At 67.8% G+C, this 24,942-nt stretch carries 19 protein-coding genes; 11 read left to right on the forward strand and 8 right to left on the reverse strand.

Going from position 1 to position 24,942, the window contains the following annotated elements; genetic code table 11:
* Positions 1–5: 5 nt before the first annotated feature.
* On the reverse strand, positions 6–2,441 hold the full coding sequence (locus ACWMMN_RS32980; protein WP_342706209.1) for a PEP-utilizing enzyme: 2,436 nt from the start codon (positions 2,439–2,441) through the stop codon (positions 6–8).
* Here ACWMMN_RS32980 and ACWMMN_RS32985 point away from each other — a divergent pair.
* Both ACWMMN_RS32985 and ACWMMN_RS32990 read left to right on the forward strand, forming a co-directional pair.
* On the forward strand, positions 2,440–2,574 hold the full coding sequence (locus tag ACWMMN_RS32985; protein ID WP_256087687.1) for a hypothetical protein: 135 nt from the start codon (positions 2,440–2,442) through the stop codon (positions 2,572–2,574). The genes ACWMMN_RS32980 and ACWMMN_RS32985 overlap by 2 nt on opposite strands.
* A gap of 215 nt (positions 2,575–2,789) precedes the next feature.
* Entirely contained in the window at positions 2,790–3,182 is a 393-nt protein-coding gene (locus ACWMMN_RS32990; protein ID WP_486424337.1) for a surface-adhesin E family protein, read from the forward strand.
* A gap of 163 nt (positions 3,183–3,345) precedes the next feature.
* On the opposite strand, the gene ACWMMN_RS32995 is transcribed toward ACWMMN_RS32990, so the two are convergent.
* The 4 genes from ACWMMN_RS32995 to ACWMMN_RS33010 are packed head-to-tail and all read right to left on the reverse strand — an operon-like array spanning position 3,346 to position 6,806.
* The gene (locus tag ACWMMN_RS32995) at positions 3,346–4,521 is read right to left on the reverse strand and encodes an osmoprotectant ABC transporter ATP-binding protein OsmV (RefSeq protein WP_059241225.1); all 1,176 of its coding nucleotides are present in this window, start codon (positions 4,519–4,521) and stop codon (positions 3,346–3,348) included.
* Complete coding sequence (locus ACWMMN_RS33000) at positions 4,518–5,171, reverse strand: ABC transporter permease (RefSeq protein WP_059241226.1); 654 nt, start codon at positions 5,169–5,171, stop codon at positions 4,518–4,520. Before ACWMMN_RS33000 ends, ACWMMN_RS32995 begins: the two co-directional genes overlap by 4 nt.
* 10 nt (positions 5,172–5,181) lie before the next feature.
* On the reverse strand, positions 5,182–6,093 hold the full coding sequence (locus ACWMMN_RS33005) for a glycine betaine ABC transporter substrate-binding protein (RefSeq protein WP_059241227.1): 912 nt from the start codon (positions 6,091–6,093) through the stop codon (positions 5,182–5,184).
* Entirely contained in the window at positions 6,090–6,806 is a 717-nt protein-coding gene (locus tag ACWMMN_RS33010; protein WP_256087690.1) for an ABC transporter permease, read from the reverse strand. Before ACWMMN_RS33010 ends, ACWMMN_RS33005 begins: the two co-directional genes overlap by 4 nt.
* 51 nt (positions 6,807–6,857) lie before the next feature.
* Here ACWMMN_RS33010 and ACWMMN_RS33015 point away from each other — a divergent pair, with 51 nt between their 5' ends.
* Positions 6,858–6,989: a hypothetical protein gene (locus ACWMMN_RS33015; RefSeq protein WP_256087691.1), complete on the forward strand. Its 132-nt coding sequence runs from the start codon at positions 6,858–6,860 to the stop codon at positions 6,987–6,989.
* A 436-nt stretch (positions 6,990–7,425) separates the two neighbouring features.
* On the opposite strand, the gene ACWMMN_RS33020 is transcribed toward ACWMMN_RS33015, so the two are convergent.
* Positions 7,426–8,355: an agmatinase gene (locus tag ACWMMN_RS33020; protein ID WP_340625839.1), complete on the reverse strand. Its 930-nt coding sequence runs from the start codon at positions 8,353–8,355 to the stop codon at positions 7,426–7,428.
* Between the two features lie 52 nt (positions 8,356–8,407).
* The gene (locus ACWMMN_RS33025; RefSeq protein WP_486424338.1) at positions 8,408–9,709 is read right to left on the reverse strand and encodes an MFS transporter; all 1,302 of its coding nucleotides are present in this window, start codon (positions 9,707–9,709) and stop codon (positions 8,408–8,410) included.
* Between the two features lie 163 nt (positions 9,710–9,872).
* On the opposite strand from ACWMMN_RS33025, the gene ACWMMN_RS33030 reads away from it, so the two are divergent.
* A complete protein-coding gene (locus ACWMMN_RS33030) occupies positions 9,873–10,823 on the forward strand; it encodes a LysR family transcriptional regulator (RefSeq protein ID WP_174993561.1) in 951 nt (316 codons plus the stop codon).
* 10 nt (positions 10,824–10,833) lie between these two features.
* Here ACWMMN_RS33030 and ACWMMN_RS33035 read toward each other — a convergent pair whose 3' ends face one another.
* Positions 10,834–11,928, reverse strand: a complete 1,095-nt coding sequence (locus ACWMMN_RS33035) for an AraC family transcriptional regulator (protein WP_486424339.1) — start codon at positions 11,926–11,928, stop codon at positions 10,834–10,836.
* A gap of 252 nt (positions 11,929–12,180) precedes the next feature.
* Here ACWMMN_RS33035 and ACWMMN_RS33040 point away from each other — a divergent pair, with 252 nt between their 5' ends.
* From ACWMMN_RS33040 to ACWMMN_RS33070, 7 genes are all read left to right on the forward strand, one after another.
* Positions 12,181–13,572, forward strand: a complete 1,392-nt coding sequence (locus ACWMMN_RS33040) for an APC family permease (RefSeq protein ID WP_059241233.1) — start codon at positions 12,181–12,183, stop codon at positions 13,570–13,572.
* A 47-nt stretch (positions 13,573–13,619) separates the two neighbouring features.
* Positions 13,620–15,017 (forward strand): aspartate aminotransferase family protein, encoded by a 1,398-nt coding sequence (locus tag ACWMMN_RS33045; RefSeq protein WP_486424340.1) that lies wholly within the window; start codon positions 13,620–13,622, stop codon positions 15,015–15,017.
* A gap of 30 nt (positions 15,018–15,047) precedes the next feature.
* On the forward strand, positions 15,048–16,472 hold the full coding sequence (locus tag ACWMMN_RS33050; RefSeq protein WP_174993559.1) for an aldehyde dehydrogenase family protein: 1,425 nt from the start codon (positions 15,048–15,050) through the stop codon (positions 16,470–16,472).
* Between the two features lie 127 nt (positions 16,473–16,599).
* Positions 16,600–18,102: a M81 family metallopeptidase gene (locus tag ACWMMN_RS33055; protein ID WP_486424341.1), complete on the forward strand. Its 1,503-nt coding sequence runs from the start codon at positions 16,600–16,602 to the stop codon at positions 18,100–18,102.
* 122 nt (positions 18,103–18,224) lie between these two features.
* Positions 18,225–19,412: a beta-propeller fold lactonase family protein gene (locus ACWMMN_RS33060; protein ID WP_174993557.1), complete on the forward strand. Its 1,188-nt coding sequence runs from the start codon at positions 18,225–18,227 to the stop codon at positions 19,410–19,412.
* 261 nt (positions 19,413–19,673) lie between these two features.
* The gene (locus ACWMMN_RS33065) at positions 19,674–22,043 is read left to right on the forward strand and encodes a GH92 family glycosyl hydrolase (RefSeq protein ID WP_486424342.1); all 2,370 of its coding nucleotides are present in this window, start codon (positions 19,674–19,676) and stop codon (positions 22,041–22,043) included.
* A 195-nt stretch (positions 22,044–22,238) separates the two neighbouring features.
* Positions 22,239–24,932: a GH92 family glycosyl hydrolase gene (locus ACWMMN_RS33070; protein ID WP_486424343.1), complete on the forward strand. Its 2,694-nt coding sequence runs from the start codon at positions 22,239–22,241 to the stop codon at positions 24,930–24,932.
* Positions 24,933–24,942 lie beyond the last annotated feature (10 nt).

Here is a 24,942-nt window from a genome sequence, read left to right on the forward strand (position 1 = left end):
GGCATCTATTCGACCAGCGTCAGCTGGCCGTCGCTGAGCCGCACCTCGCGCCCGACCCACGCGGCATCGACACGCGGCAGCACGGCCGACGGCTTGCGCAGTTCGCGCAGCAGCGTCGCGCCATGCGACAGCCGGCCGCCCATGCGCGCGATCACCGCGCGCGCGGCCTGGTATTGCGCGTGCCGGCCCGGGTCGAGCGAGTCTTCCAGCAGGATGTCGTGGCCGAGCACACCTTGCATGTGGCCCGGATAGATCATGAAGCCGGCGGCTTCGTCGGTGCCCTCGCCGCCGTCCTGCCAGAAGCTGCCGTTGCGCTCGCGGCGCTGGGGATGGGGCGCGAACCAGGTGTCGCGATCGGCGGCCGGCATCGCGTGATGCAGGCGGAAGAACACACGCATCAGGTTGTCGCGATACCACTCGCGCACCTGCAGATACCAGCCGCGCATGCCGGGCGCGCCGAGCGCGTGCAGCACGCGGATGGGCAGCGGCCAGTCGGGAAACGCCTGCAGCGGCAGGTCGGTGGCCGCGGCGCGCGCGGTGCCCGGATCGGTTTCCCACGGCAAGCGGTGCGGGCTGTCGTCGAGCTGGTCGTATGCGGTCGGCGGACGCCCCCACAGTGCGCCGCCGCTGCTGGCCAGCGATGACGCGATGCACAGGTTGCCCTGCACGACGAACACGTAGAAGCGCGTGAACCAGTCGGCCAGTTGCTGGCCGTCGGTGCGCTGTTCGACGAGTGCCGCGAGCTCCTGGTCGAAGCGCTGCAGGCCGTGCGCGAGTGTCGGCAGATGCCCGCGCGCGACGCGCAGCATGCGCCAGAACACCGGCAGCGAACGCAGCAGGCGCAGCGGCCGCCAGCGCAGCGGCGGCGTCGCGCCGCCGATTTCGCCGCTGTAGTTCGCGGCCGATACCCCCCAGTCCGCGAGACGGGCGAGGAACAGGTCGTTGTTGATGTATGACGCGTCACCATAGAGTGCGGTGAACGGCTCGTTGTCGCGCAGCACGCGCGCATCCCAGCGCGCCATGATGGCCGGGATGCTGCCGGCCGCGCGACGTTGCGCGTACTCGACCAGCCGGCTCGGCTGCGGCGGCAGGATCTCGGCGATGTTCGCGGCGGTCAGGTGCCGGTGCCAGCCGTAGCTGCTGATCGGGCGGTACTGCAGCAGCCACAGCCGGGTGCCGTCCCACGCCCATTCGACATCGCCCGGCACGTAGTGGAACGCGCGCAGCACGCGTTGCAGGAACGCCCACAGCTGCTGTGCGGTCAGGCCGTGCGTGTCCGGAAACGTGCCGCGCTGCCAGGGTTCGCCGAGCCGCGACAGGATGGCGCGCTGCGGGCTCGCCTGCCCGTCGGCGAGCGTTTCGAGGTGGCCTTCCACCCATTCGACTTCGGCGGCGAGATGGCGCACGAACGCGATCCCGGACAGCACGGGCGTGACGAAGCGCTGCACGACGGCTTCCTCGAGGCCGCCGTCGAGCAGCTCGGCCACGCGCGCCGCTGCCTGCGACGCCGGTACGCGCAGGAACGTCGTGTGCAGGCCCGCGTTGGCCGCATCGGCCTGGTCTTCGCCATGACTCGACGAGCGGACCGCCCATTCGGCGTCGGGCTGGTTCGCGAGAAAGCCGGGCAGGCGCGGATCGTCGGCGCGGGTCAGCGACAGCGCGGGCGGCACGGGCAGCCCGGCCATCGCGGCCAGCGCGAGGCGCCCGCCTTTCGTATGCGCGACGAAGCCCGTGTCGCCGGCTTCGAGCCACTGCGCGAATGCCGCCGGCGCATCGATCCACGGATAGTGGCCCCAGCCGGGCTGCAGCGTGACGGTGAGATCGGCACGCGCGAGGATCGCGGACCACGCGGCAGCCTGGCGCACGCCGAGCACGGCGTCCTGATCGCCCCACACGAGTTCGATGCGATCGTTGATCCACTCGAGCAGCGGCAATGCGGTATCGGCGCGCACGAGATCCCAGTGCGGCAGGAACGCGCGGCAGCGCGCATAGCCGGCGCCCATGCGGCGATATTGCGCGGGTGTCCAGGTCTGGTTCGAGAACTTGCGGGCGAACAGCGCCGGGTGGTGCGCGAGCAGCCAGTGGATGGTCTTGCGTAGCGGCTTCGGCGCCATCAGCTTCGGCAGGCGCCGTTCCCACAGGAATGCGCCGACCGGTGCGAGCAGCACGCTGCGGCCGAAGTGGCCGGGGCGCCGCTGCAACGCGTGCAGCACCAGCAGCGCGTTCACGCCGACCGCCATGATCGCGTGGCCCGGTTCGGTCGCGTCGAGCAGGGCTTGCGCGTAGGCGGCGAGGTCCTCGCACGGCGGCGCGGGATGATCGCCGAAGCCCGGCAGTTCCAGCGGCACGGGCCGGTAGTGACGGAAATGCGGCAGCGCATCGTCCCACCAGTCGGCCGCGCTGCCGTTGCCGGCGAGGAGATACAGGATCGGTTTGCTCATGAAGGCTTCGCCGGTCGACGATCGTCGCGGTCGTGCGCGCCTGATCGAGGCGGCGGCGACGGCGGAGGTCACGGCGCTCGTTGGTGTTGTTGTGCCGATGCGAGTGGAATGGAAGGGCGGCCCGCTCGGATGAATGGTTGCGGGCATTCTACGCGAGTCGATTTCATGCGATTCGCGATGCATTCCGGATGTTGAATGTCTTCGATGCGCGATCGAGATGTGCGACTGGTTTTCGGTCAGTCGAAAGGCTTCAGGCGCCGGTGAAAAAAACGACACGCGAATGTCGCATCGGCGCAGAACGTAGAATCAGGCTGCTGGAATTCACCGAACGGGATTCAAGGGAAGACAATGAAAAGAAGCTGGATCGCAGGGGGATGGATTGCGCTCGTCGCCCACGGCGCATGGGCCGGGAACTGGGTCACGCTAGGCCCCGGGCCGGCCGTCGAGCTTTATGCCGATCCCGCTTCCGTCGAACGTGGCCCGCTCAATACGTGGGTGACGGTCAGGCTCGTCTATGCCGAACCGCGCCGGTACTCGGCGCCGTTTCCGGTGAAAAGCATCGTTTCCGACTGGTCGTTCGACTGCGCGAACAAGACATGGGCGTTGGGCAAAACGAGCATGACCGGACCACAGCCGGGCCAGGTTCATGTTTCCCGCGAAGATCCGGATGATTACCGCTATGTCGAGCGCGACTCCATCCAGACGCTGGTCATGGATTACGTGTGCAAGCAATCCGGATGACGGAAATGGCGTCCGCGTGCCGGTTTTCGTATGGCAGGTTTTGATGGAAGGTTGTTCAAGCGGCGAGTGATCGCCAGACTTGGCCGCACGTATGCGTGCATCGCGCATGCCATCGATTCGCTTCCCGGAGCCGGTGCGGCGGCGCACCGGCTTCGGAGACGAATCAGTGCGTGGCGGCCGCGGCGACCGCATCGGCGGGACTGCCCGGCGGCTGGCCCGTCTGCCGGCGCGAGCGGCCCGAGCTGAGGTACGCGGCGATCGAGTCCTGCGTGATCTCGCCGAGCCACACGCCGTCGGGGTCGAGCACCGGCATCCACGATGCGCTGTACTGGTACATCTTCGACAGCACGATCCGGAGGTTGTCGTCCGCCGAGACGCCGGCGGGGAACGGCGTCACGTGTTCGCCGCACACGCCGCCGCCGGTGCGTGCCGCGCGGCGCGTCACGTAGCCGAGCGTGCGGCCGGCGTCGTCGAGCACGGTCAGGTAGCGGCAGTCGGTTTCGTCCATCACCGCCAGCGCATGCGCGAGCGGCGTATCGACGCGCGCCGTCGGGGGCTGTGTCGCGGCGTCGCCGGCCTTCACGAGCAGCAGGCGCTTGAGCGTGCTGTCCTGGCCCACGAACTGCGCGACGAATTCGTCGCGCGGGCGCGCGAGCAGCGTGTCGGGGTGGTCGTACTGAACGAGCTGGCCGCGCCGGAACACGGCGATGCGATCACCGAGCTTGATCGCTTCGTCAATGTCGTGGCTGACCATGATCACGGTCTTGTTCAGTTGCCGCTGCATCTGGAAGAACTCGTTCTGGATCGATTCGCGATTGATCGGATCGACCGCGCCGAACGGCTCGTCCATCAGCAGGACGGGCGGATCGGCGGCCAGCGCGCGAATCACGCCGATGCGCTGCTGCTGCCCGCCCGACAGCTCGCGCGGATAGCGTTTCAGGTACAGCTTCGGATCGAGTGCGACCATCGACATCAGGTCGCGCGCGCGGTCGGCGCAGCGCTTCCTGTCCCAGCCGAGCAGGCGCGGCACGACGGTGATGTTCTCCTCGATCGTCATGTTCGGGAACAGCCCGATCTGCTGGATCACGTAGCCGATGTGGCGCCGCAGGTCGACTTCGTCGAGCTGCGCCGTATCCTCGCCGTTGATGAGCACGCGGCCCGACGTGGCGGCGATGAGCCGGTTGATCATCTTGAGCGTGGTGGTCTTGCCGCAGCCCGACGGACCGAGGAACACGCAGATTTCCCCTGCGGGCACCGACAGGCTCACGGCGTCGACCGCGCGCACGGCCTGGCCGTCCTTGCGCGTGAAGGTCTTGGTCAGTTGGTCGAGTTCGATCATGTCTTCTGCACTCCCTTCGGTGTCAATGCCCGCTGCAGCATCTGCAGCAGCCGGTCGGCGACGATCGCGAGCAGGCTCACGAGCACCGCGCCCACCAGCAGTTTCATCATGCTGCTCTGCCCGATGGCGCGCAGGATCAGCGTGCCGAGGCCACCTGCGCCCACCACGGCGGCGATCGTCATCACGCCGATGTTCATCACGACCGCGGTGCGCACGCCCGCAAGAATCACGGGCACCGCCAGCGGCAGGTCGACGAGCCGCAGGCGCTGCCACGCGGTCATGCCGATGCCGGTGCCGGCTTCCTTGATCCCCGCATCGACGTTGTGCAAGGCCAGGTAGGTGTTGCGCATGATCGGCAGCAGCGAGTAGAGGAACACGGCCGTGATCGCGGGTGCGGCGCCGATGCCCTGGCCGAAGCGCGAGAAGAACGGGATCATCAGGCCGAACAGTGCGATGGACGGCAGCGTGAGCACGATCGTGGCGATGCCGAGCAGCGGCCCGGCGAGCCAGTCGTGGCGATTGATGAGGATGCCGAGCGGCACGCCCGCGACGATCGCGCAGCCCACGGCGATCGCGACGAGCCACACGTGCTGCAGCGTCAACTGCAGCAGCTCGGGCCAGCTCGAGGCGAGATAGTCGAGTACGCTCATCGGGTCTCCTTCACGGTAGCGGATGGGTGCGCAGGAACGCGTCGGCGACGTCGCGCGGCGATTTGCCGTCGAGGTCGACCGCCTTGGCCATCGCCTGCATCACGTCGTTGTCGAGTGCGGCCGACAGCGCGTTGAGCTGCGCTGCGAGCTTCGGGTTGCGCTCGAGCGTGTCCTTGCGCACCACGGGCGTCGCGTTGTACGGCGGGAAGAAGTGCTTGTCGTCCTCGAGCGGCACGATGCCGAAACCCTTCACGCGTCCGTCGGTCGTGTACACGAGGCCGATCTTCAGCTGGTTGTTGTGCAGCGCCGTGTAGACGAGCCCCGGGTCCATCTGCTTCAACTGCGCGCGGCTGAACTGCATGCCGTAGGCGGCAAGCAGCGGCTTCAGGCCGTCGGGACGGTTCGCGAATTCCGCGTCCATGCCGAACACGTAGTGTTTCGCGGCCGGATCGGTCTTCAGGTGCTCGGCGAGCTGCGATACGGTCCGGATGCCGGTCGCCTGCGCGAGCCGGCTCGGCAGGCCGATCGCATAGGTGTCGTTGAGCGGCGACGCGTCGAGCCACACGAGCCCGCGCGGCACGTCGAGCGCCTTGACGCGCCGGTACATTTCTTCGGGCGAGAGCTTGTCCTGGATCTTGTTGTAGACCAGCGCGGCCGTGCCCGTGTAATCCCACATCAGGTCGAACTGGCCGTTTTCCAGCGCGCTGCGCGCAAGCGTGCTGCCGAGGCCCGAGCGGACTTCCACGTCGTAGCCGCGCGAGCGCAGATATTGCGACGTGACTTCCGCCAGCACATATTGCTCGGTGAAGTTCTTCGCGCCCAGCACGAGCTTTGCGGCGAAGGCCGGCGCGCCGGCCGCGAAGCACAACGCGCCGGCGGCGCACAGGCGTGCAAGCGATCGAAGGGTGCGGTGAAGCGTCATGCCGTACCTCCGTGGCGTGCGAGCCAGTGGCGGCTGCCGGCCGCGACGATACCGTCCAGCACGAGCGCGAGGATCGCGGTGAGCGACGCGCCGAGCAGCAGCAGCGGCTGGTTGTCGAGGTAGATGCCGGGGAAGATCAGCGAGCCGAGGCTGTCCGCGCCGATCAGGTATGCGAGCGGCGCCGTCCCGACGTTGATCGCGAGCGCGGTGCGTACGCCGCCGACGATGATCGGCAGCGCATCGGGCAATTCCACGCGAACCAGCGACTGCCAGCCCGTCATGCCGATGCCTTTGGCGGCCTCGCGCAGCGCGGCCGGTACGTTCTTCATGCCTTCGTAGGCGTTGCGCGTAATGGGCAACAGCGACGCGAGGAACAGCGCGACGATCGCGGGCACGCTGCCGATGCCGAAGATGCCGAGTGCGATGGCCAGCACGGCGAGCGACGGGATCGTGTTGCCGATGTTGAAGACCTGCATGAAGCGCTCGGCCTGATGCTGAAAGCGCGGGCGGCTCAGCAGCACGCCGGCCGGCACGCCCACGACGACGGCGAGTGTCATCGAATAGACGACCAGCAGCATGTGCTGGCCCGCGTAGTAGGCGAGATCGTCCGCGCGCTGGTGGAAGGTGTCGGCGCCGATGCCGCGCGCCAATGCCCATCCGACTGCGATGATTGCCACCAGGCTGCCCACCAGCTGGACAGTGCGTCGAGTCATGAAGATACGCCTCCTCAATCCGGTGCGGCACGCGCGCAGGCACGCGCCACGATGACGCCGAATGGCGTCGCGATGGAAGTTCGTGATCCCGGCATGGCCGCGATTGAACTGACGGAAACAGTGCTGCCGGCTGCACCGATGTGCGGCTGGCGGTCGGGTGAACGCGATGCTGCGTTCGTCTGATTGTCAGGTTCGGCCCGGCGGCGCCGTAACGACGAGGCGCGTTCGAGCAGGGCACCGTCCTGCGAAGACGGCATGGATGCGGGCGGCTTGAAACCGACCGCTGGGGCCGGTGGCCCCTTTGACGTGGCGAAACGGATGCATACGCAACGAAGTGCGAAATGACATCACGTTGCGCACGAGATCATGCGTTTTGTGATGAAGTTGGGGCGAGTATAGAGCAATCGATGAATCGCGTCTACCGTGGGGAACGATCGCGGCGATGGGTGGCCGGTCATGCGGCGGCGGCGAAGAGGGTCGCACCGGAGTGCTGAGGGAAATAATTCGAATTCCGAATTATGTGGCGAGATCGTTGCCTGGATGAAGCTGCGCCAGGCCGTCTCCCGGCATGTTTCGCCGAAGCGTCCGCGCTCGTCGGACGCCTCGACGCCTGCAGCCGTTACCGCGCCATGCGACGCGCGCTCGTGCCGATCACGTTGGTCAGCAGCCGCACGATCGTCAGTGCGGTCATCTCGCGCACGTCGAGCGCCGGGTGATATTCGACGACGTCGATCCCCGCGAGGCGCGTCTGCGCGCACAGATGGCGGAGGATGCCGCGCGCCTGGTGGAACGTCAGGCCGCCCGGCATCGGTGCGACCACGCCCGGCGCGATGCCCGGGTCGAGGCCGTCGATGTCGACGGTCACGAACCACGGCGCGTCGTCCACCAGGTGCCGCGTGACGGCTTCGATCCCTTCATCGTGCACGACGTCGGCCGGCACGAGCACGTTGCCCGAGCACAATGCGTCTTCCACGTCGCTCGTGCGTGCGCTGCCGCTGCCGCGCAGGCCGACCTGGACGATCCGCTTGACGAACGGCATCTCGCGAATGCGCCGGATCGGGCTCGAATAGCCGTGCCGCTCGCCGTCGACTTCGTCGCGAAAGTCGAGGTGCGCGTCGAACTGCAGCACGTTCAGCGGCCCGTACGCGTCGAACGCGCGCACGCAGAGCGCCGGAATCGAGTCGTCGCCGCCGAGCACCACCGGAATCGCGCCGCGCGCCAGCAGCGACGCGACGGCGGACGTGACGGCCGCCGCGTTGCGCGCGACGTCCAGCGTGCCGGGCAGGTTGCCGCAATCGACGCACGTCGCGCCCGTGTCGCCGAACAGCGTGCCTTGCAGGTCGAAGTCATAGTGTCCGACCTGCCGCCCGTAGCGGAAGCTGCGCTCGCGCACCTTGTCGGGCGCGTTGGACGCGTCGCAGTGCAGCAGTGCCGGGCCGTACGGCACGCCGTAGGGCGCGCCGAGCACGGCGAACGTGGCGGAAACCTTCTCCGTGTCCTGCTCGGAACCCTGGGCAAGAAACGGCACCTTCGGTGAATCGCAAAGCATGTTTTCCTCGTTGAATAAGCGGGCGGATTGCGCGTGAACGGCTGCGTGCCCGTCAGTCGGCGACGACGTGCTCGAGCATGTCCGAACGGATCGGCCCGAGCATGAAGATGTAGATCAGGCAGCCCATGATCGCCATGACCGACGCCGAGATCAGGCCCGGCGTGAACGAACCGGTCGCATCCTTCAGCAGGCCGATCACGGCCGGGCTCGCGATGCCCGCGAGATTGGAGATGCAGTTCTGGAAGCCGGCCACCGTGCCGGCCACCGAGCGTTCGCCGCGCGCGGACACGTCGGCTGGCAGCGCGAGAATGCTCGACGTGGCGACCGATACGCCGAAGAACGCGATCGACAGCAGCAGCAGCGCGAGCCAGGCCTGCGACGCGAGCCCCGCGAGGCCGATCGTTGCGCTCAGCGCCATCCCGACGACGATGCAGAACTTGCGCGCGAAGTTCAGGCCGTAATGGCTCGCGGCGATCCGGTCCGAGATCCAGCCGCCGACCCACGAGCCGACCAGCCCCGCGAGGCCCGGCAGAATGCCGTAGAAGCCGAGCTGCAGCAGGCTGAAGCCGCGCTCCTTCACGAGGTAGGTCGGGTACCACGTGATGAAGAAGTAGACGACGTAGCCCTGGCACGCGAAGCCCAGCGACATCGCCCATACCACGCGCGACGTGAACAGCTCGCGCCACTTGATGCGGACCGGCGCACGCTTTTCGGTGGGCGCATCCTGGCCGACGTGTTTCGCTTCGGCTTCGTTGACGAAGCGGCTCTGCGACGGAAACTCGCTCGCGACCAGCAGCCAGACGACGACCCACAGGAGACCGATCACGCCGGTGAAGATGAACGACGCGCGCCAGCCAAACGCGGTGATGATGGCCGTGCAGATCGGCAGGGCGATCAGCGTGCCGCCGCGTGCGCCGCAATCGTAGATGCCGGACGCGAGGCCGCGTTCGGTCGGCGGAAACCACCGCTCGACGAACTTCGTCGCCGACGGGAACGCGCCGGCTTCGCCGACGCCGAGCAGGAAGCGCAGGCCGAGCAGCGATGCGCCGCCGCGCGCGAGGCTCGTCGCCATCGTGAACGCCGACCACCACACGACGGCGCCCGCGAACACGAGTTTCGCGCCGAACCGGTCGACGAGCATGCCGGCCGGGATCTGGCACGCCGCATAGGTCCAGAAGAACGCGCCGAGGATCAGACCCGATTCGGCGGACGACAGATGCAGCTCCGTATTCATGTACGGCAGCGCGACCGCCAGGTTGGCGCGGTCCATGTAGTTGGTGACGATCGCGAGAAACGCGAGGAACACCATGAACCACCGGAATTTCGTGGGCTTCTGCGCCCGTGAGCTCGACATAGTCTGCATCGTTGTGTCTCCCGACCTGCCCGTTGCGGCCGCTTTTGTGTTCAAAGCCGTGATTTCATCGAATTCCGGCCTGTTCCGCCAATACATTGTCGGACCGCGCCCTATAACCGTGGGTTATGCTCTTGCGCGTATCCAGCGTCGAAGAGAGGGGCACATGGCAAGGCGAACGCTCAACTATCACCAGGTCGAACTGCTGTACGAGGTCGTGCGATGCCGGACGCTGACGGCGGCGGCACGCAACCTGCACATCTCGCAGCCGGCGGTGACGAAACAGTTGAAGGTGCTGGAAGAAAGCCTCGGCGTCGAGCTGTTCAAGCGCGAGAAGGGCCGGCTGCTGCCGACGGCCGAAGCGATCCTGCTGTTCGAGCAGACCGAGCGGACCAACGCGAGCCTGCATGCGCTGAACGAACTCGCGGACGGGTTGCGCGCCGGCACGCTCGGCCGCCTCGGCATCTGCGCGTATCCGGCGGTGACGGAGCGGCTGCTGCCCGAAGCGATCACCGTGTTCCAGGAGACGTATCCGAAGGTGTTCGTCGAAGTCGCGATCGAGAACGCGGAACGGATGCTCGATCTCGTCGAGAGCCAGCAGATGGATCTCGGTATCTGCGCGCCGTTTCGCGCGATGCGCAACGTCACCGAGCAGCACCTGCTCGATTCGACGATCGTCTGCGCGATGCGTGCCGACGATCCGCTGGCGACGCGGCAGACGGTGACGCTCGCCGATCTCGAAGCCGGCGGGCTGACGAGCGTCGATGCGCTGGAAGGCATTCCCGAACTCGAGGCGCTGCTGTCGGCGTCCGAGAACCGGCACGCGATCCACGCGCGCGTGTCGAGCTCGGCGCTCGCGTGCCGGATGGTGCAGCTCGCCGGGCGCCGCGCGATCGTCGACAGCCTGACGGCTGCATCGATCGATGCGACCGGGCTCGCGTTCGTGCCGATCGAGACGATTCCGCCGCGCCGTATCGCGATGCTGCGCCCGTCGCTGCGGCCGGGCAGTGCCTTCACGGAAGCGTTCTGCCGGATTCTCGAAAGCCAGGCGAAGCGGCTTCAGGCCGACATGACGCGGCGGTGCGCGCGCCCGCGGCGCGTCAGGGCGAAGCGGTAGCGCATCCGGTTCACGCGTCGACGTCCGGGTCTGCGCGCGGCGTCCTGCCGGTCCAGCGCCGGTACGCATGACGGAAGCTGCGCGGCTCGCTGTAGCCGAGCCGTTCGGCGATCGCGGCCACCGTCAGCGTGTGATCGTCGAGCAGCCGTACGGCTTCGTCGCGACGCACGTCGTCGAGCAGTGACTGAAACGTGATGTCGTCCTTGTCGAGCCGCCTGCGCAGCGTGCGTTCCGTCAGGTGCAGTGCGCCGGCGAGCGACGTCATCGACTTGAAGCGCGCGAGGTCGCGCGCCATCAATTCCTTCGCGCGATCGGCGAAGCGCGTGCCGACCGACGCGGCCCACTGCCGTTCGAGCACCTCGCACTGGCCGTGCAGCGCATTGAAGCTGACTGCGTTCGCGAGGCGCGGCGCTTCCGTGCCGTTCACGGACGTGAACACGAGACGGTTGTCGCCCGCATTGAACGCGACCGGGCAGCCGAAGTGGCGCGCGTAGTCGGTCGCGTTGCGCGGCGTGCGGCGCGCGAGCTGCAGCTGTTCGGGCCACACCGGCTTGCCGACGAGATCGGACACGATCAGGCGCAGGCTGGACAGGCACATGTCGACCTGGAACACCTCGAGATCGGGCTCGCCGTTGTAGCGGCCGATGGTCACGCTCATGCCGCTCGCGTGCGCGTCGATGCGCACGTCGAAATAGAGCCCCATGAACAGCGGAAACTGGCCCATGCACCGGAACGCCTGCATCACCGAGCCGCTGATCAGCATCGCGTAGCCGGCGAGGCCGAGCGTCGACACATGCAGCCGCGCGCCGATCGACAGCCCGATCGACGGCACGCCGCTGCAGCGCAGCAGGTTGCGGAAGCAACGTTGTTCCTGGCCGCGATTCACGTGCAGGTTCGGCGATGCGACTTCGTCCGCGCCGAGCCCCGTGCCTTCGAGCAGCGCGGCGCCGTCGATGTGCCGCACGCGGCACTCGTCCAGCGCGACCGCGATCGCGTGGACGGTGGCCGGAATGTCTTCCTGGCGCCCTGCCGGGCGCGCGAGGCCGAGCGCCGAACGCAGGCTGCGCTCGGCCCGGCTCTGGTTTCGAAGGGAACGGCTGTCCATGGTGCCGATGCGGTGACGGGGTCGCGTAGAACATAGCCGGAATGTCCGAAAAATGCCAGTGCCGCACAGCAGCATGCACGGCTCAATGGCGCGATGCCTGGCATCGTGTCCGAAAATATCCCCCGATTACGTCCGCTTTTCTCATTCGTCCTCGAGTTTTTGGCGAACCACACTTTCTTCCAGTCGTGCTCTGCCGGCCGCGCCGGACGCACGCGTGTTTGAGGTCATGGACGCCACCCACGTGAGGACAGCATGGACAACGACAGGCCCGGTCGAACCGCATCGGTCGCCGCGACGCATGACTTCGGCGCGCAGGCGTATCGGAGCGACCCGGACGAACGCCGCAAGCCGCATGTGCTCGGGCTCTCGACGCTGGTGATCTTCGGCCTCGCGTACATGCTGCCGATGACGGTGTTCACGACCTACGGCCTCGTCACGAGCGAGACGAACGGGCACCTGACGGCCGCGTACGCGGTCACGCTGGTCGCGATGCTGTTCACCGCGCGCAGCTACGGCCACATGGCGCGGCTGATGCCGAGCGCCGGGTCGGCCTATACGTTCGCGAGCCGCAACTTCGGCACGTCGGCCGGCTTCATGGTCGGCTGGGCGTTGCTGATGGACTACCTGTTCATTCCGATGATCAGCTACCTCGCGATCGGCATCTACATGAAACAGATTTGCCCCGGCGTGCCGGCCAGCGTGTGGATCGTCGGCAGCATCGCGCTGGTCACCGGGCTGAACATCGTCGGCATCCGGCTCGTCAATCGCGTGAACCTGATCCTGATCGCGAGCCAGCTCGTGTTCATCGCGATCTTCGTCATCGCATCGACGCATGTCGCGACCGGCGAAGGGCTGTCGATGGCCATCGCGCTGCCGTCGTCGGGCGATGCGCGCGCGATCTTCGCCGGCTCCGCGATCTTGTGCCTGTCGTTTCTCGGCTTCGATGCGGTCACCACGCTGTCCGAGGAAACGCGCGAGCCGCGGCGCACGGTGCCGCGCGCGATCCTGCTCTGCACCCTCGCGAGCGGCCTGCTGTTCATGCTGATCGCGTATGCCGGTCAACGGGTGTTTCCCGACTGGCACGCGTTCAAGGATCTCGATTCGGCCAGCCTCGAGCTGATGGGGCGCGTCGGCGGCCGCACGCTGTCGGCGTTCTTCGTCGCGGTGTACGTGGCCGGCTGCTTCGCGAGCGCGATGGCCGGGCAGGCAAGCGTGACGCGCGTGCTGTTCGCGATGGGCCGCGACCGCGTGCTGCCGGAACGCGTGTTCGGGCACCTGCATGCACGGCTGCGCACGCCGGTGCGCGCGACGCTCGCAGTGGGCTTCGTCTCGCTGTCCGCGCTGTTCATCACGCTCGATCTCGCGTCGACGATGATCAGTTTCGGCGCGCTCGTTGCGTTCGCGGTCGTGAACCTGTGTGTGATGCGCAGCTATCTGAGCCGGCCCGAGCACCGTCAAGCGGCGGGCTGGATCACGTTCGGCCTGATGCCGGCGGTCGGCTTCGCGATGAACGTGTGGCTTTGGGCGGGGCTGTCGCGCCAGACGTTCTACGTCGGCATCGGCTGGCTCGTGCTCGGGCTCTGCCAGCTCGCGTGGCTGACGCGCGGCTTCACGCGCCCGGCGCCGACGCTGTCGATGAATTGAATGACCGGCCGCGCGCCGGTTCTGAAACCCTGAAGGAGGAGTGACCCATGAAGGCTGTTGACGTCAATCTCGATGCGGACCTGCAGGCGCTCGGCAAGCGCCATCTGCTGATGCACTTCACGCATGCCGATGCTTACCGCGAGAACGCGCTGACCGTGTTCGACCGCGGCGAAGGCTGCTGGCTCGTCGACCGCAACGGCAAGCGCTATTTCGACGGGCTGGCCGGGCTGTACTGCGTGCAGGTCGGTTACAGCCACGGCGCGGAGATCGGCGATGCGATCCGCGAGCAGATGGTGCGGCTGCCGTTCGCGACCAACTGGGGCTACGGCCACGAGCCGGCGATCCGGCTCGCGCACCAGCTCGCGGCGCTGGCGCCGGAGGGGCTGAACCGCGTGTTCTTCACGTCGAGCGGCTCGGAGTCGAACGAATCGGCGATCAAGCTGGTGCGCCAGTATCACCAGTCGCGCGGCGAACCGCAGCGGCGCAAGTTCATCGCGCGGCGCGTCGCGTATCACGGCACGTCGTTCGGTGCGCTCGCGCTGAACGGGATGACGAACTTCCGCAAGCATTTCGAGCCGCTGATGTCGGGCGTGCGGCATGTGGGCAATACGAAGCGCTACGGGCGCCCGGCGGGCGAGACGGAAGCGCAGTTCACGCGCCATCTGCTCGACGAGATCGAGTCGCTGATCGTGCAGGAAGGGCCGGATACGGTGGCCGCGATCGTCGTCGAGCCGCTGCAGAACGCGGGCGGCAGCCTGACGCCACCGGCCGGCTACGCGGCCGGGCTGCGCGACATCTGCGACCGGCATGGCGTGTTGCTGGTCGCGGACGAGGTGATCTGCGGGTTCGGCCGGCTCGGCGAGTATTTCGGCTCGGCGCGCTACGGGCTGAAGCCGGACATCATCACGTTCGCGAAGGGCATCGCGTCGGGTTATGTGCCGCTCGGCGGGGTGATCGCGAGCGACGCCGTAGTCGACACGGTGCTCGACGGGCCGCAGCAGATGTTCCTGCACGGCGCGACGTACGGCGGCCATCCGGTCGCCTGCACGGCCGCGCTCGCGAACCTCGCGATCATGGAACGCGAAGGCGTGCTCGCGAACGTCCGCAACAACGAAGCCGTCTTCCGCCAGACGCTCGACGGGCTGCTCGAACTGCCGTGCGTCGGTGACGTGCGCGGCGACGGTTACCACTACTCGCTCGAACTCGTGACCGACAAGGCCGCGCGCCGCTGGGCGGCCGGCATCAGCGCGCAGGCGTTCGTGTCGACGATGCTCGCACCCGCGATCTTCGACGCGGGGCTGTTGTGCCGCGCGGGCGTCGATCACGAAGGCACGCCGATCGTGCAGTTCTCGCCGCCGCTCGTGATGTCGCGCGACGAAATCGTCTGGTTCGTCGCGCAGATCCGCGACATCCTCGTCGACACCTATGCGCGGGCGACGCGCTGAGCGCGGCATCTTTCCTGTCAGGAGCATTCGATGCGAACAGCACAACAATCCTATGTCGATGGCCAGTGGCTCGATCCCGCCGATGCGAGGTCGATCGACGTGATCGATCCGGCCAGCGCGCGGCCGTATGCGCAGCTCAGGATCGGCGGCGCGGCCGACGTCGACCGTGCGGTCGGTGCGGCGAAGCGGGCTTTCGACACGTACTCGCACGGGTCCGTGGACGAGCGCGTCGCGCTGCTGCAGCGCATCCTCGAGATCTACCGGCGCCGCTACGAAGAAGTCGCGCAGACGATCAGCCAGGAGATGGGCGCGCCGATCGCATTCGCGCGCGCGATGCAGGCCGCGGTCGGTACCGCGCACCTCGAACAGACGATCCGGGCGCTGCAGTCGTTCCGCTTCAGCACGCAGACCGATTCGCTGCTGGTGTCGCACGAACCGATCGGCGTGTGCGCGCTGATCACGCCGTGGAACTGGCCGATCAACCAGATCGTATGCAAGGTCGCGCCGGCGCTGGCGGCCGGCTGCACGATGGTGCTCAAGCCGAGCGAGATCGCGCCGTTCAGCGCAATCCTGTTCGCCGAGATCCTGCACGAGGCCGGCGTGCCGCCCGGCGTGTTCAACCTCGTGCACGGCTACGGGCACGAGGTGGGCGACGCGCTGTCGCGGCATCCGGATGTCGCCATGGTGTCGTTCACGGGTTCGACGCGTGCGGGCGTCGAGGTCGCGAAGGCGGCCGCCGATACCGTGAAGCGCGTGCATCAGGAACTCGGCAGCAAGAGCCCGAACCTGATTCTGCCCGATGCCGATATCGAGGACGCGGTCGCGCGTGGCGCGCGCAGCTGCTTCAGCAACAGCGGCCAGTCGTGCAATGCGCCGACGCGGATGCTCGTGCATGTCGATCATCTGGCGCGGGCCGAGCAGGCGGCGCGGCGCGAGGCGGAGCGCACCGTCGTCGGCGATCCGCGTTCGGCCGAAACCGGTATCGGGCCGGTTGTCAGCCGCACGCAGTTCGACCGGATCCAGCATTTCATCCGGCTCGGGATCGAAGAGGGCGCGACGCTCGTCGCGGGTGGCCCCGGTCGGCCGGAAGGGCTCGGCGACGGCTTCTACGTTCGGCCGACGGTATTCTCGAACGTCACGCCGGCGATGACGATTGCGGCCGAGGAAATCTTCGGGCCGGTGCTGTCGATCATGACCTACCGGACCGAGGAAGAAGCCGTCGCGCTCGCGAACGATTCGGTGTACGGGCTCGCGGCCTACGTGCAGTCGAAGGATCTCGAGCGCGCACGCCGGGTCGCGGCGCGGTTGCGCGCCGGCAACGTCCACATCAACTACCCGGCGTGGAACCCGGCCGCGCCGTTCGGCGGCTACAAGCGCTCGGGCAACGGACGCGAGTACGCGGAGTTCGGCCTCGTCGAGTATCTGGAAACGAAGGGGACGACGGGGTACGCTTGAGCGACGTGCGGCGGCGTCCTGCGGGGCGCCGCGCGCCGATATCGATTGCGGGGAGCTGGACGATGCGGGTTATGCAGATGAACGAACGCATGCGCGGTGTGGCCGCGCTCGCGGAGGGGGGCGCGCGATGAAGATCCTGATCGCCCGGATGAATCACGAGACCAACACGTTCTCGCCGGTGCCGACGCCGCTCGCCGCGTTCGGCCGCAACGGCCCCGACTGGGGCGACGATGCGTATCGCGCGAATCGCGGGATGCGCACCGCGATGGCCGCGTTCATCGACGCGGCCGAGCGCGAAGGTGCCGACATCGTGACGCCCGTGTCGGCAGCCGCGAACCCGAGCGGGCCCGTCGCGGCCGACGCGTATGCGGCGATCTGCGATGCGATCGTCGCGGCCGCGCCCGGTTGCGACGCGGTGATGCTCGATCTGCATGGCGCGATGGTCGCCGAGCAGAGCGCGGACGGCGAGGGCGACCTGCTCGCGCGCGTGCGCGCGGCGCTCCCCGATGCGCCGATCGCGGTTGCGCTCGACCTGCACGCGAACGTCACGCAGAAGATGATCGATCACGCGGACGTGATCGTGAGTTTCAAGACCTATCCGCACGTCGACATGTTCGAGACCGGCGAGCATGCGGCGCGCGTGCTGCTCGACCGGCTGCAAGGCCGCGCACGGCCGGTGCTCGCGTGGCGGCAGCCGCCGCTGATGACGTCGACGCTGCGCAGCGCGAGCGCGGAAGGCGCGATGCGGCGCGCGGTGGAGGCCGCGCGCGCGGCGGAAGCCGACGGGATGCTGGCGGTATCGGTGCTGCCCGGCTTCTCGCTCGCGGATATTCCCGCGCCATGCATCAGCGTGATCGTGGTGGCCGACGGCGACCGCGCCGCGGCCGACACGGTGGCCGAGCGCATCGCACGGCAGATCTGGGAGGCGCGCGACGATTTCGTCTATCGCAGCGCGCCGCTGGCCGAATCGGTTGCGCAGGCTGCGGCGCTTGCGCACGGCGCGGATCGCCCGGTGCTGATGCTCGATCACGGCGACAACTGCATGTCGGGCGGCCCGTGCGACACGATGGACCTGCTCGAGGCGGCACTCGCACACGGGCTCGACGGCATCGTCAGCGGGCCGTTGTGCGACCCCGATGCCGTCGCCGCGCTGATCGACGCGGGCGTCGGCGCGACCGTCACGGTGCCGGTCGGCAACCGGCTGCCGTCGCACGGCGGCGTGCGACGCGAGCCGTTCCGTGCGACGGGCGTCGTGCGTGCGATCACCGACGGCGAATACGTGATCACGGGGCCGACTTACACCGGGCAACGCGCGTACATGGGCCGCGCGGCCGTGCTCGATATCGGCACGGCCACGCTCGTCGTCACCGAGCGGACGCAGGAGCCGTGGGACCTCGGCGTGTTCGAGAGCGTCGGCGTCGATCCGCGCCGCGCGCGCTTCCTGCTGTTGAAGTCGCGGATGTACTGCCGGCCGGTGTTCGTGCCGATCGCGGCCGCGCTGGTCGAATGCGACAGCCGCGGCGTGACGGGCTCGGACTACGGACTGTTCCGCTACGCGCGGCTCGAGCGGCCCGTGTATCCGCTCGACGAAGCCGCCCAGTGGTCGCCGGGCGCGCGGCCGGCGGCCTGACGGAGCGGGGCGCGAGACGCCGGAGTCGCGCGCTTTCGGGCATCATGCGGTGGCACCGGCCCGTCGAGCAGCAGGGCCGGGCAATCCATTGCGTCCGCAACCGATCCGGAGAACCGACCGCCATGCAATCGAATCCTTTCCGCCTGCGCAGCGCGCGCCTGCTCGCCGCGCTGACCCTCGCCACGACGGCCGTCGCCGTGCACGCCGCCGACTGGATCGTGTCCGGCAACGACGGCAAGTACCAGCGCGTCGAGGGCCGCGACACCTATCTGCCGTCCCCGCCCGCCGACACGCTGACGCTGCTCGACGCCAGCACGTTCCCGCCGAAGGTCGCGCTGCAGGTCGACGTCGAGAACGGCATCCAGGGGCCGCCGCAGGCCGTCGCGATCACGCCCGACGCGAAGCTCGCGCTCGTCGGTGCGCCGACGCGCTACGACACGGCTGCGAAGCAGCTCGTGTTCGACACGTTCCTGCAGGTGGTGAACCTCGATACCACGCCGCCCGCGATCACGCGCATCGAGCTCGGCACGCATCCGCAAGGGATCGCGATCGACCGCTCGGGCCGGCTCGCGCTCGTCGCCAATGTCGACGGCAGCGTGTCGATCCTGCGCATCGACGGCCCGCACGTGACGCTCGACGGCAACCTGAAGATCGGCAAGAAGCGGCTGGCCGGGATCAGCTTCACGCACGACGGCAAGCATGCGCTCGTGTCGCTGCGCGACGAGCAGGGCGTCGCGGTACTGAACGTCGACGACGGCAAGGTGACCGACAGCGGCACGCGCCTGAGCACGGGCGTCGCGCCTTACACGATCGACGTGTCGAGCGACAACCGCTGGGCCGTCGTCAGCAACGTGGGGCTCGCCGGGCTGCCGGGCTATACGGGCACGCTTGCGGGCGACGCCGATTCGGTCGCGCTGATCGACGTGTCGCGCGTGCCGTTCCGCACGGTCCAGTACCTGACGGTGCCGTCGCTGCCGGAAGGCGTTGCGATCTCGCCGGACGGGAAGTGGATCGCCGTGCAGGCGATGGACGGCTCGAACCTGACGGCCGACAACCCGGGCCGCCACAAGCTCGGCAAGGTGTTGCTGTTCGCGATCCGCGACGGACAGGCCGTGAAGGTGAGCGAGTTGCCCGGTGGCGAAGCCGCGCAGGGCATCGTGTTTACCGCCGACAGCCGGCACGTGATCGTGCAGTTCAACGTCGAACGACAGCTTGCGCTGTATGCGGTCGAAGGCGGCAAGCTGCGCGATACGGGCAAGCGGATCGCGCTGACGGGCGGGCCGTCGTCGTTGAGGACGTTGCCGCGCTGACGCCGGCCTCGTCGATTCGTTCGCATCCCTGAGTGCCGATGGCGCCCGGATTCGCCGGGCGCCGGTCGATGCACGTCCGTCGCCCGTCCCGCTGCAACGCAACAAGCGCCGGCAATGTGTACCCAAAGCCACTTAACTCCCGATTGTTTAGTTAAACAAACTGAAAATTCGGGAAACTTCTTGTAGTGAATAAACAGTTGTTACGGCACTGTAAGCCCCTGGGAACGCAGCACAAAACAGTCCCGGCACAGGAGGCCTACGTTGACGAACAGTGCACGCTGGATAGTGGCGGCCATCGCGGTCGCGATAGGAGGCGCCGGATGCGGCGGCGATTCGGTGGACAGCACGCCGGCGCCGATGGCCGCAGGCGTGGTGCCCGCGAACACGACTGTCGCGCCATCGGGCGCGCCTGCCGCGTCTCCCGGTACGCCCGCCGCGCCTGCGGTGCCTGCCGTGGCGCAGGATCTGAAGCTGACGCAGTACGTCGATCCGATGATCGGCACCGATCAGGTTCCGCCGCTCGTTCCCGACATCGCGAATACGGCTCCGGAAGACCTGCTCGGGGGTTTCACGACGCCTGCCGCGACGATGCCCTCCGGGATGGTTCAGTGGGGGCCGGACACGCCGTCCGTGCCGAACACGTGGAGCCCGCCCGGTTATCACTACAGCCAGACGAGCATCACCGGCTTCAGCCTCGCGCACCTGAGCGGCGTGGGCTGCAGCGCGGGCGGCGCACTGCCGGTGTTCCCGACCGTCGCGGGGCAATCCGGCCCGGCTGCGTTCAAGCATGCGAACGAAACGGCGCGGCCCGGCTACTACGGCGTGACGTTCGACAACGGCATTCGCACCGAGCTGAGCGCCACGCTGCGCTCGGGCATCGCGCGCTTCGTATGGCCGGCCGGCCAGCGCGGGCAGCTCAATCTCGCGGCGAAGACCAACGCGGCGTCGTGGGGCGGCTCGATCGCGCAGGACCCGAACGATCCGCAGGCGCTGTCGGGGTCGATGACGGGCGGCAGCTTCTGCAGCAGCGGGCAGACCTACAAGATCTACTTCTATGCGCGTGTCGACCAGCCGTTTACCGCGAAGCTCGGCAGCGGTAGCGCGCAACTGACGTTCGCGTCGTCGTCCGGTGCGCCGTCGACGGTGAACCTGAAGGTCGGGATCTCGTACGTCAGCGTGAAGAACGCGAAGGACAACCTCGACGGCGAGAGCGGCACGCAGACCTTCGACCAGATCGCCGCGCAGGCCGACGCGACCTGGAACCAGGCGCTCAACGCGATCCAGGTCACGGGCGGCAGCGCCGGCAACCTGAAGAAGTTCTATACCGCGCTGTATCACGTGCTGCTTGCGCCGAGCGTGTTCAGCGACGCGAACGGCGACTACCTGACGATGGGCGGCAAGACCGCCAATGCAGGCAAGGACCGCATCCACTACACGACGTTCTCGAGCTGGGACACCTACCGTTCGCTGATGCCGCTGGTGGCATGGCTGAAGCCGGCGGCCGCGGGCGACATGATGCAGTCGCTCGTCGACGATGCCGGGACGTGCGGCGGCGCGTTCCCGAAGTGGGTCGAAGGCAATACGAGCAGCGACGTGATGCCGGGCGACAACGTGCCGATCCTCATTGCGCAGAGCTACCTGTACGGTGCGACGGGCTTCGATGCAAAGAAGGCGCTGTCGATCATGCTCGACACGGCGTCGGGCGCCGTCGCCGCATGCAAGGGGGTCACGGCGCTGCCGGGGCTCGCGCAGTACCGGAAGTACGGCTACCTGCCTGCCGATGCGTCGATCCAGGTCGACAGCAGCCACAGCGGCGGCACGGCGTCGACGACGCTCGAATATGCGACGACCGACTACGCGATCTCGCGCTTCGCGCAAGCGCTCGGCGACACGGGCAACGCCGCGAAGCTGCTCGCACGGTCGGCGAACTGGAAGAACGTGATCAATCCGGCCGCGCCCGGCAGCCAGGGCGCGACACTGCCGCGCCTGTCCGATCGCAACAGCGACGGCAGCTGGGTCGCGAATTCGTTCGATGAAATCGAAGGGAACGTCGAGCAGTACACGTGGATGGTGCCGTTCGACATCCCGGGGCTGATGGGCGTGCTGGGCGGCGACGCGGCGGTCGTGCCGCGACTCGACACGTTCAACACGTACCTGAATGCAGGTTCGAAGAGCCCGCATCTGTGGATCGGCAACGAGCCGGCCTTCGCGACGCCGTGGCTCTACAACTGGACGAGCCGCCCCGACAAGACGCAGGCACTCGTGCGCCGGATTCTCGACGAGCAGTTCACGACCGCGGCGTCCGGCTTGCCGGGCAACGACGACGAAGGTGCGACGTCGGGCTGGTTCGTCTGGGCCGCGCTCGGCCTCTACCCGGAAATTCCGGCCGTGCCGGGTTTCACGCTGACGAGCCCGCTGTTCCCGCACGCGACGATCCGGCTCGGCAACGGCAAGACGCTGACGATCGATACCGACCATCCCGGTTCGATCTACGTGAAGAACGCCGCGTTGAACGGTGCGCCGTTGACGGGCACGTGGATCGATTTCGCGCAGGTAAGCAACGGCGGCGCGCTCACGTTCGGGCTGGACGACACGCCGTCGGCATGGGGCAAATCGCCGGCCGCGCGATAGCGCGCCGGATGACGGAGGAGGCCGGCGACGGTCGCCGCGGCAGCGGCCGGCGCCGGGCATTCGCAAGCGGAAGTCTGCGCGACGCAGATCGGGTGGGGCAGACGGCGTCGCGCCGCGCAAGGCCGCAAGCCTGGCGGCGCGGCGGAACAGCATCGCCGCCGGATGGTTCGTTTAATCAAAGGTACTAAACGAAAAATGAAAAATTCAAGACTCTTGATCGTCTCTGCGCTGACCTGTGCAGCGCTTGCCGCGTGTGGCGGCGACGACGTGAACGGTACCGTGACCGCCAGCAATGGCGGCGCAGACGTGCCGTCGACTTCGGGACCATCGCAACCGGGGCAGCCGGGCCAGCCGTCGCAACCGGGGCAACCGTCCACGCCCACGCGTACCAACATGCAGCTGACGCAGTTCGTCAACCCGCTCATCGGCACGCAGGTCAACGCGGACTCGGGTTACGCGGGCAACGTGAGCCCGGGTGCGATGGTGCCGTTCGGCATGGTGAACTTCGGGCCGAACACGCCGCGCTACAACTTCAACGGCTCGGGCGGTTACCTGTCGTCGGGCGGCTCGGGCGGCACGATCGACTTCTTCAGCGTCACGCACCTGAGCGGCGTCGGCTGCCCGGGACAGGGCACGGTCGCGATGCTGCCGACCGATGCGGCGACGGCGATTGCATCGGGCGGGCGGCCGGTCGGCATCGGGTACAGCTATGGGGACGAAACGGCCCAGCCGGGGTACTACAAGGTGCGCCTCGCGAACGGCATCGTGACGGAGCTGAGCGCGACCGCGCGCTCCGGGCTCGCACGCTTCACGTATCCGAACAAGGACAAGGGTTTCTTCTCGATCGATGCGAAGCTGAACGGCAACAGCGATTCGGGCAGCACGAAGGTCACCGCGAACAACGTCGCGCTGGCGCTCGCGAGCGACGGCAAGTCGATGAGCGGGCAGGCCGTGGCGCCGGCATTCTGCACGCCGTACGGCACGGTGTGGAATGCGCCCGTGTATTTCTACGCGACCTTCGACAAGCCGCTGCGCAAGCAGGCCGGCACGTCGTCGGTGAACACCGCCAGCAACGGCGCGGCGACATTGCAGTTCGACCTGACCGATGCGGACCGGACCGTTACCGTGAAGGTCGGGATCTCGTCGGTGAGCATCCGGAACGCGCAGGCCAACCTGAAAGCCGAGGGCGAAAAACTCGCGTTCGACGATGCCCGCACGAACGCATCCGGCCTGTGGAACGACCGGCTCAACACGATCCAGATCGACCAGGCCGCGAATCCCGCCGTGCTGGACGCGACGCAAAAGTCGAACCTCACGAAGTTCTACACCGCGCTCTATCGCGTGTTCGGCACGCCGACGCTCTATAGCGACTCGAACGGCGAATTCCGCAGCATGCGCCAGCCGAGGAACGCGGACGGCAGCTATCCGAAGTCGGTCGACCAGACCGGCACCATTCCGGCGCGCGCGACGGCGAAGGTCGGCGACTATGCGTTCCGGCGCGCCGATGGTTCGCAGGGCGGCGCAGGCAATCACTACACGGGCTTCTCGCTGTGGGACACGTACCGGTCGCAGGCGCAGTTGCTGGCGATGCTCGCGCCGAAGGAATCGAGCGACATGATGCAGTCGCTGGTCGTGGACGCGTTGCAGTGCGGCGCGTTCCCGCACTGGGTCGACGGCAGCGACGACTCGACGCCGATGGCGGGCGACAATGCATTGAACGTGATTGCCGGCGCGTACAAGTTCGGCGCAACCGATTTCGATCTGGTGTCGGCCGCGCGGCTGACGAAGCAGTCCGTATTCGATCCGTCGAGCGCGTGCAACGACCGCACGAGTGCGGCGGGACTCGCCAATTTCCTGACGGCTCACTACCTGTCGCAAAGCGATGACGGCCACTCGTCGTCCGCGACCATCGAGCGCGTGCTGAGCGACCGCTCGGCCGCCGCGTTCCTGCAGGCGCTGCCGGCCAGCGTGCTGAACGCGCCGTCGGTCGGCGTGACGCCGGACAACATCGGCACGCTGTACACGCGGGCAGGATGGTGGCGCAACATCTTCGACTACACGAACAAGGTGATCGCCGCGCGCAACGCACCGCCGTCCGGTTCGGCGCCCGGCACACTGGGTACGCTCGTGCAGGGTTCGTTCCATGAATCGACGGAACCGAACTACTTCTGGACCTTCGCGCAGGACTGGACCGCGCTGATCGACGCGATCGGCGGCAAGCAGGCGGCCGTCACGCGGCTGAACAACCTGTTTGCGGTCACGACGCCGTTCTCGACCGTGCCGGGCTCCGCCGACCTGAACGGCGGCGAATCGTCCACGAACCTCTATATCGGCAACGAACCGTCGTTCCAGTCGCCGTGGGGATACAACTGGGCCGGGCAACCGAGCGGTGCGCAGTACATCCTGCCGATCATCATGTCGAAGGCGTTCACGACCGGCCGCGACGGGCTGCCGGGCAACGACGACATGGGCGCGACGTCGAGCTGGTACGTGTGGGCGGCGCTCGGCATGTTCCCGGTCATTCCGTCGGAAGCAGGGCTCGCGTTGTCCACGCCGCAGTTCGGCGGGATCACCGTCTGGCTCGGCAACGGCAAGACGCTGCGGCTCGACAGCGACAAGCAGGTTGCGATGGATGCGTCGGGCCGTCCGTCGTTCGCGTACATCCAGTCGCTGAAGGTGAACGGCGCCGATTACGCGGGTTCCTGGCTGCCGCTCGGCACGATCGCCAATGGCGGAACGATGCGCTATGCGTTGTCCGCGACGCCGACGCAATGGGCGGCCGCCGACAACCTGACACCGCCGTCCGGGCCGAACGCGGACTACACGCGCATGACGGCCGGCGGCCCGTCGGCCGCGATGCGCATGCAGCAGCAGGCGAGCACGCGATAAACCAACCGGG

Source organism: Burkholderia cepacia complex sp. TUM26381, from assembly GCF_057439935.1.

Coding starts and splice junctions, on each gene's coding strand:
- ACWMMN_RS33070 (WP_486424343.1), top strand. CDS start 22,239: ATGAAAAATTCAAGACTCTTGATCGTCTCTGCGCTGACCTGTGCAGCG.
- ACWMMN_RS33050 (WP_174993559.1), top strand. CDS start 15,048: ATGCGAACAGCACAACAATCCTATGTCGATGGCCAGTGGCTCGATCCC.
- ACWMMN_RS33015 (WP_256087691.1), top strand. CDS start 6,858: ATGACGCCGAATGGCGTCGCGATGGAAGTTCGTGATCCCGGCATGGCC.
- ACWMMN_RS33020 (WP_340625839.1), bottom strand. CDS start 8,355: ATGCTTTGCGATTCACCGAAGGTGCCGTTTCTTGCCCAGGGTTCCGAG.
- ACWMMN_RS33060 (WP_174993557.1), top strand. CDS start 18,225: ATGCAATCGAATCCTTTCCGCCTGCGCAGCGCGCGCCTGCTCGCCGCG.
- ACWMMN_RS33000 (WP_059241226.1), bottom strand. CDS start 5,171: ATGAGCGTACTCGACTATCTCGCCTCGAGCTGGCCCGAGCTGCTGCAG.
- ACWMMN_RS33025 (WP_486424338.1), bottom strand. CDS start 9,709: ATGTCGAGCTCACGGGCGCAGAAGCCCACGAAATTCCGGTGGTTCATG.
- ACWMMN_RS32980 (WP_342706209.1), bottom strand. CDS start 2,441: ATGAGCAAACCGATCCTGTATCTCCTCGCCGGCAACGGCAGCGCGGCC.
- ACWMMN_RS33045 (WP_486424340.1), top strand. CDS start 13,620: ATGAAGGCTGTTGACGTCAATCTCGATGCGGACCTGCAGGCGCTCGGC.
- ACWMMN_RS32985 (WP_256087687.1), top strand. CDS start 2,440: ATGAAGGCTTCGCCGGTCGACGATCGTCGCGGTCGTGCGCGCCTGATC.
- ACWMMN_RS32990 (WP_486424337.1), top strand. CDS start 2,790: ATGAAAAGAAGCTGGATCGCAGGGGGATGGATTGCGCTCGTCGCCCAC.
- ACWMMN_RS33035 (WP_486424339.1), bottom strand. CDS start 11,928: ATGGACAGCCGTTCCCTTCGAAACCAGAGCCGGGCCGAGCGCAGCCTG.
- ACWMMN_RS33005 (WP_059241227.1), bottom strand. CDS start 6,093: ATGACGCTTCACCGCACCCTTCGATCGCTTGCACGCCTGTGCGCCGCC.
- ACWMMN_RS33030 (WP_174993561.1), top strand. CDS start 9,873: ATGGCAAGGCGAACGCTCAACTATCACCAGGTCGAACTGCTGTACGAG.
- ACWMMN_RS32995 (WP_059241225.1), bottom strand. CDS start 4,521: ATGATCGAACTCGACCAACTGACCAAGACCTTCACGCGCAAGGACGGC.
- ACWMMN_RS33055 (WP_486424341.1), top strand. CDS start 16,600: ATGAAGATCCTGATCGCCCGGATGAATCACGAGACCAACACGTTCTCG.
- ACWMMN_RS33040 (WP_059241233.1), top strand. CDS start 12,181: ATGGACAACGACAGGCCCGGTCGAACCGCATCGGTCGCCGCGACGCAT.
- ACWMMN_RS33010 (WP_256087690.1), bottom strand. CDS start 6,806: ATGACTCGACGCACTGTCCAGCTGGTGGGCAGCCTGGTGGCAATCATC.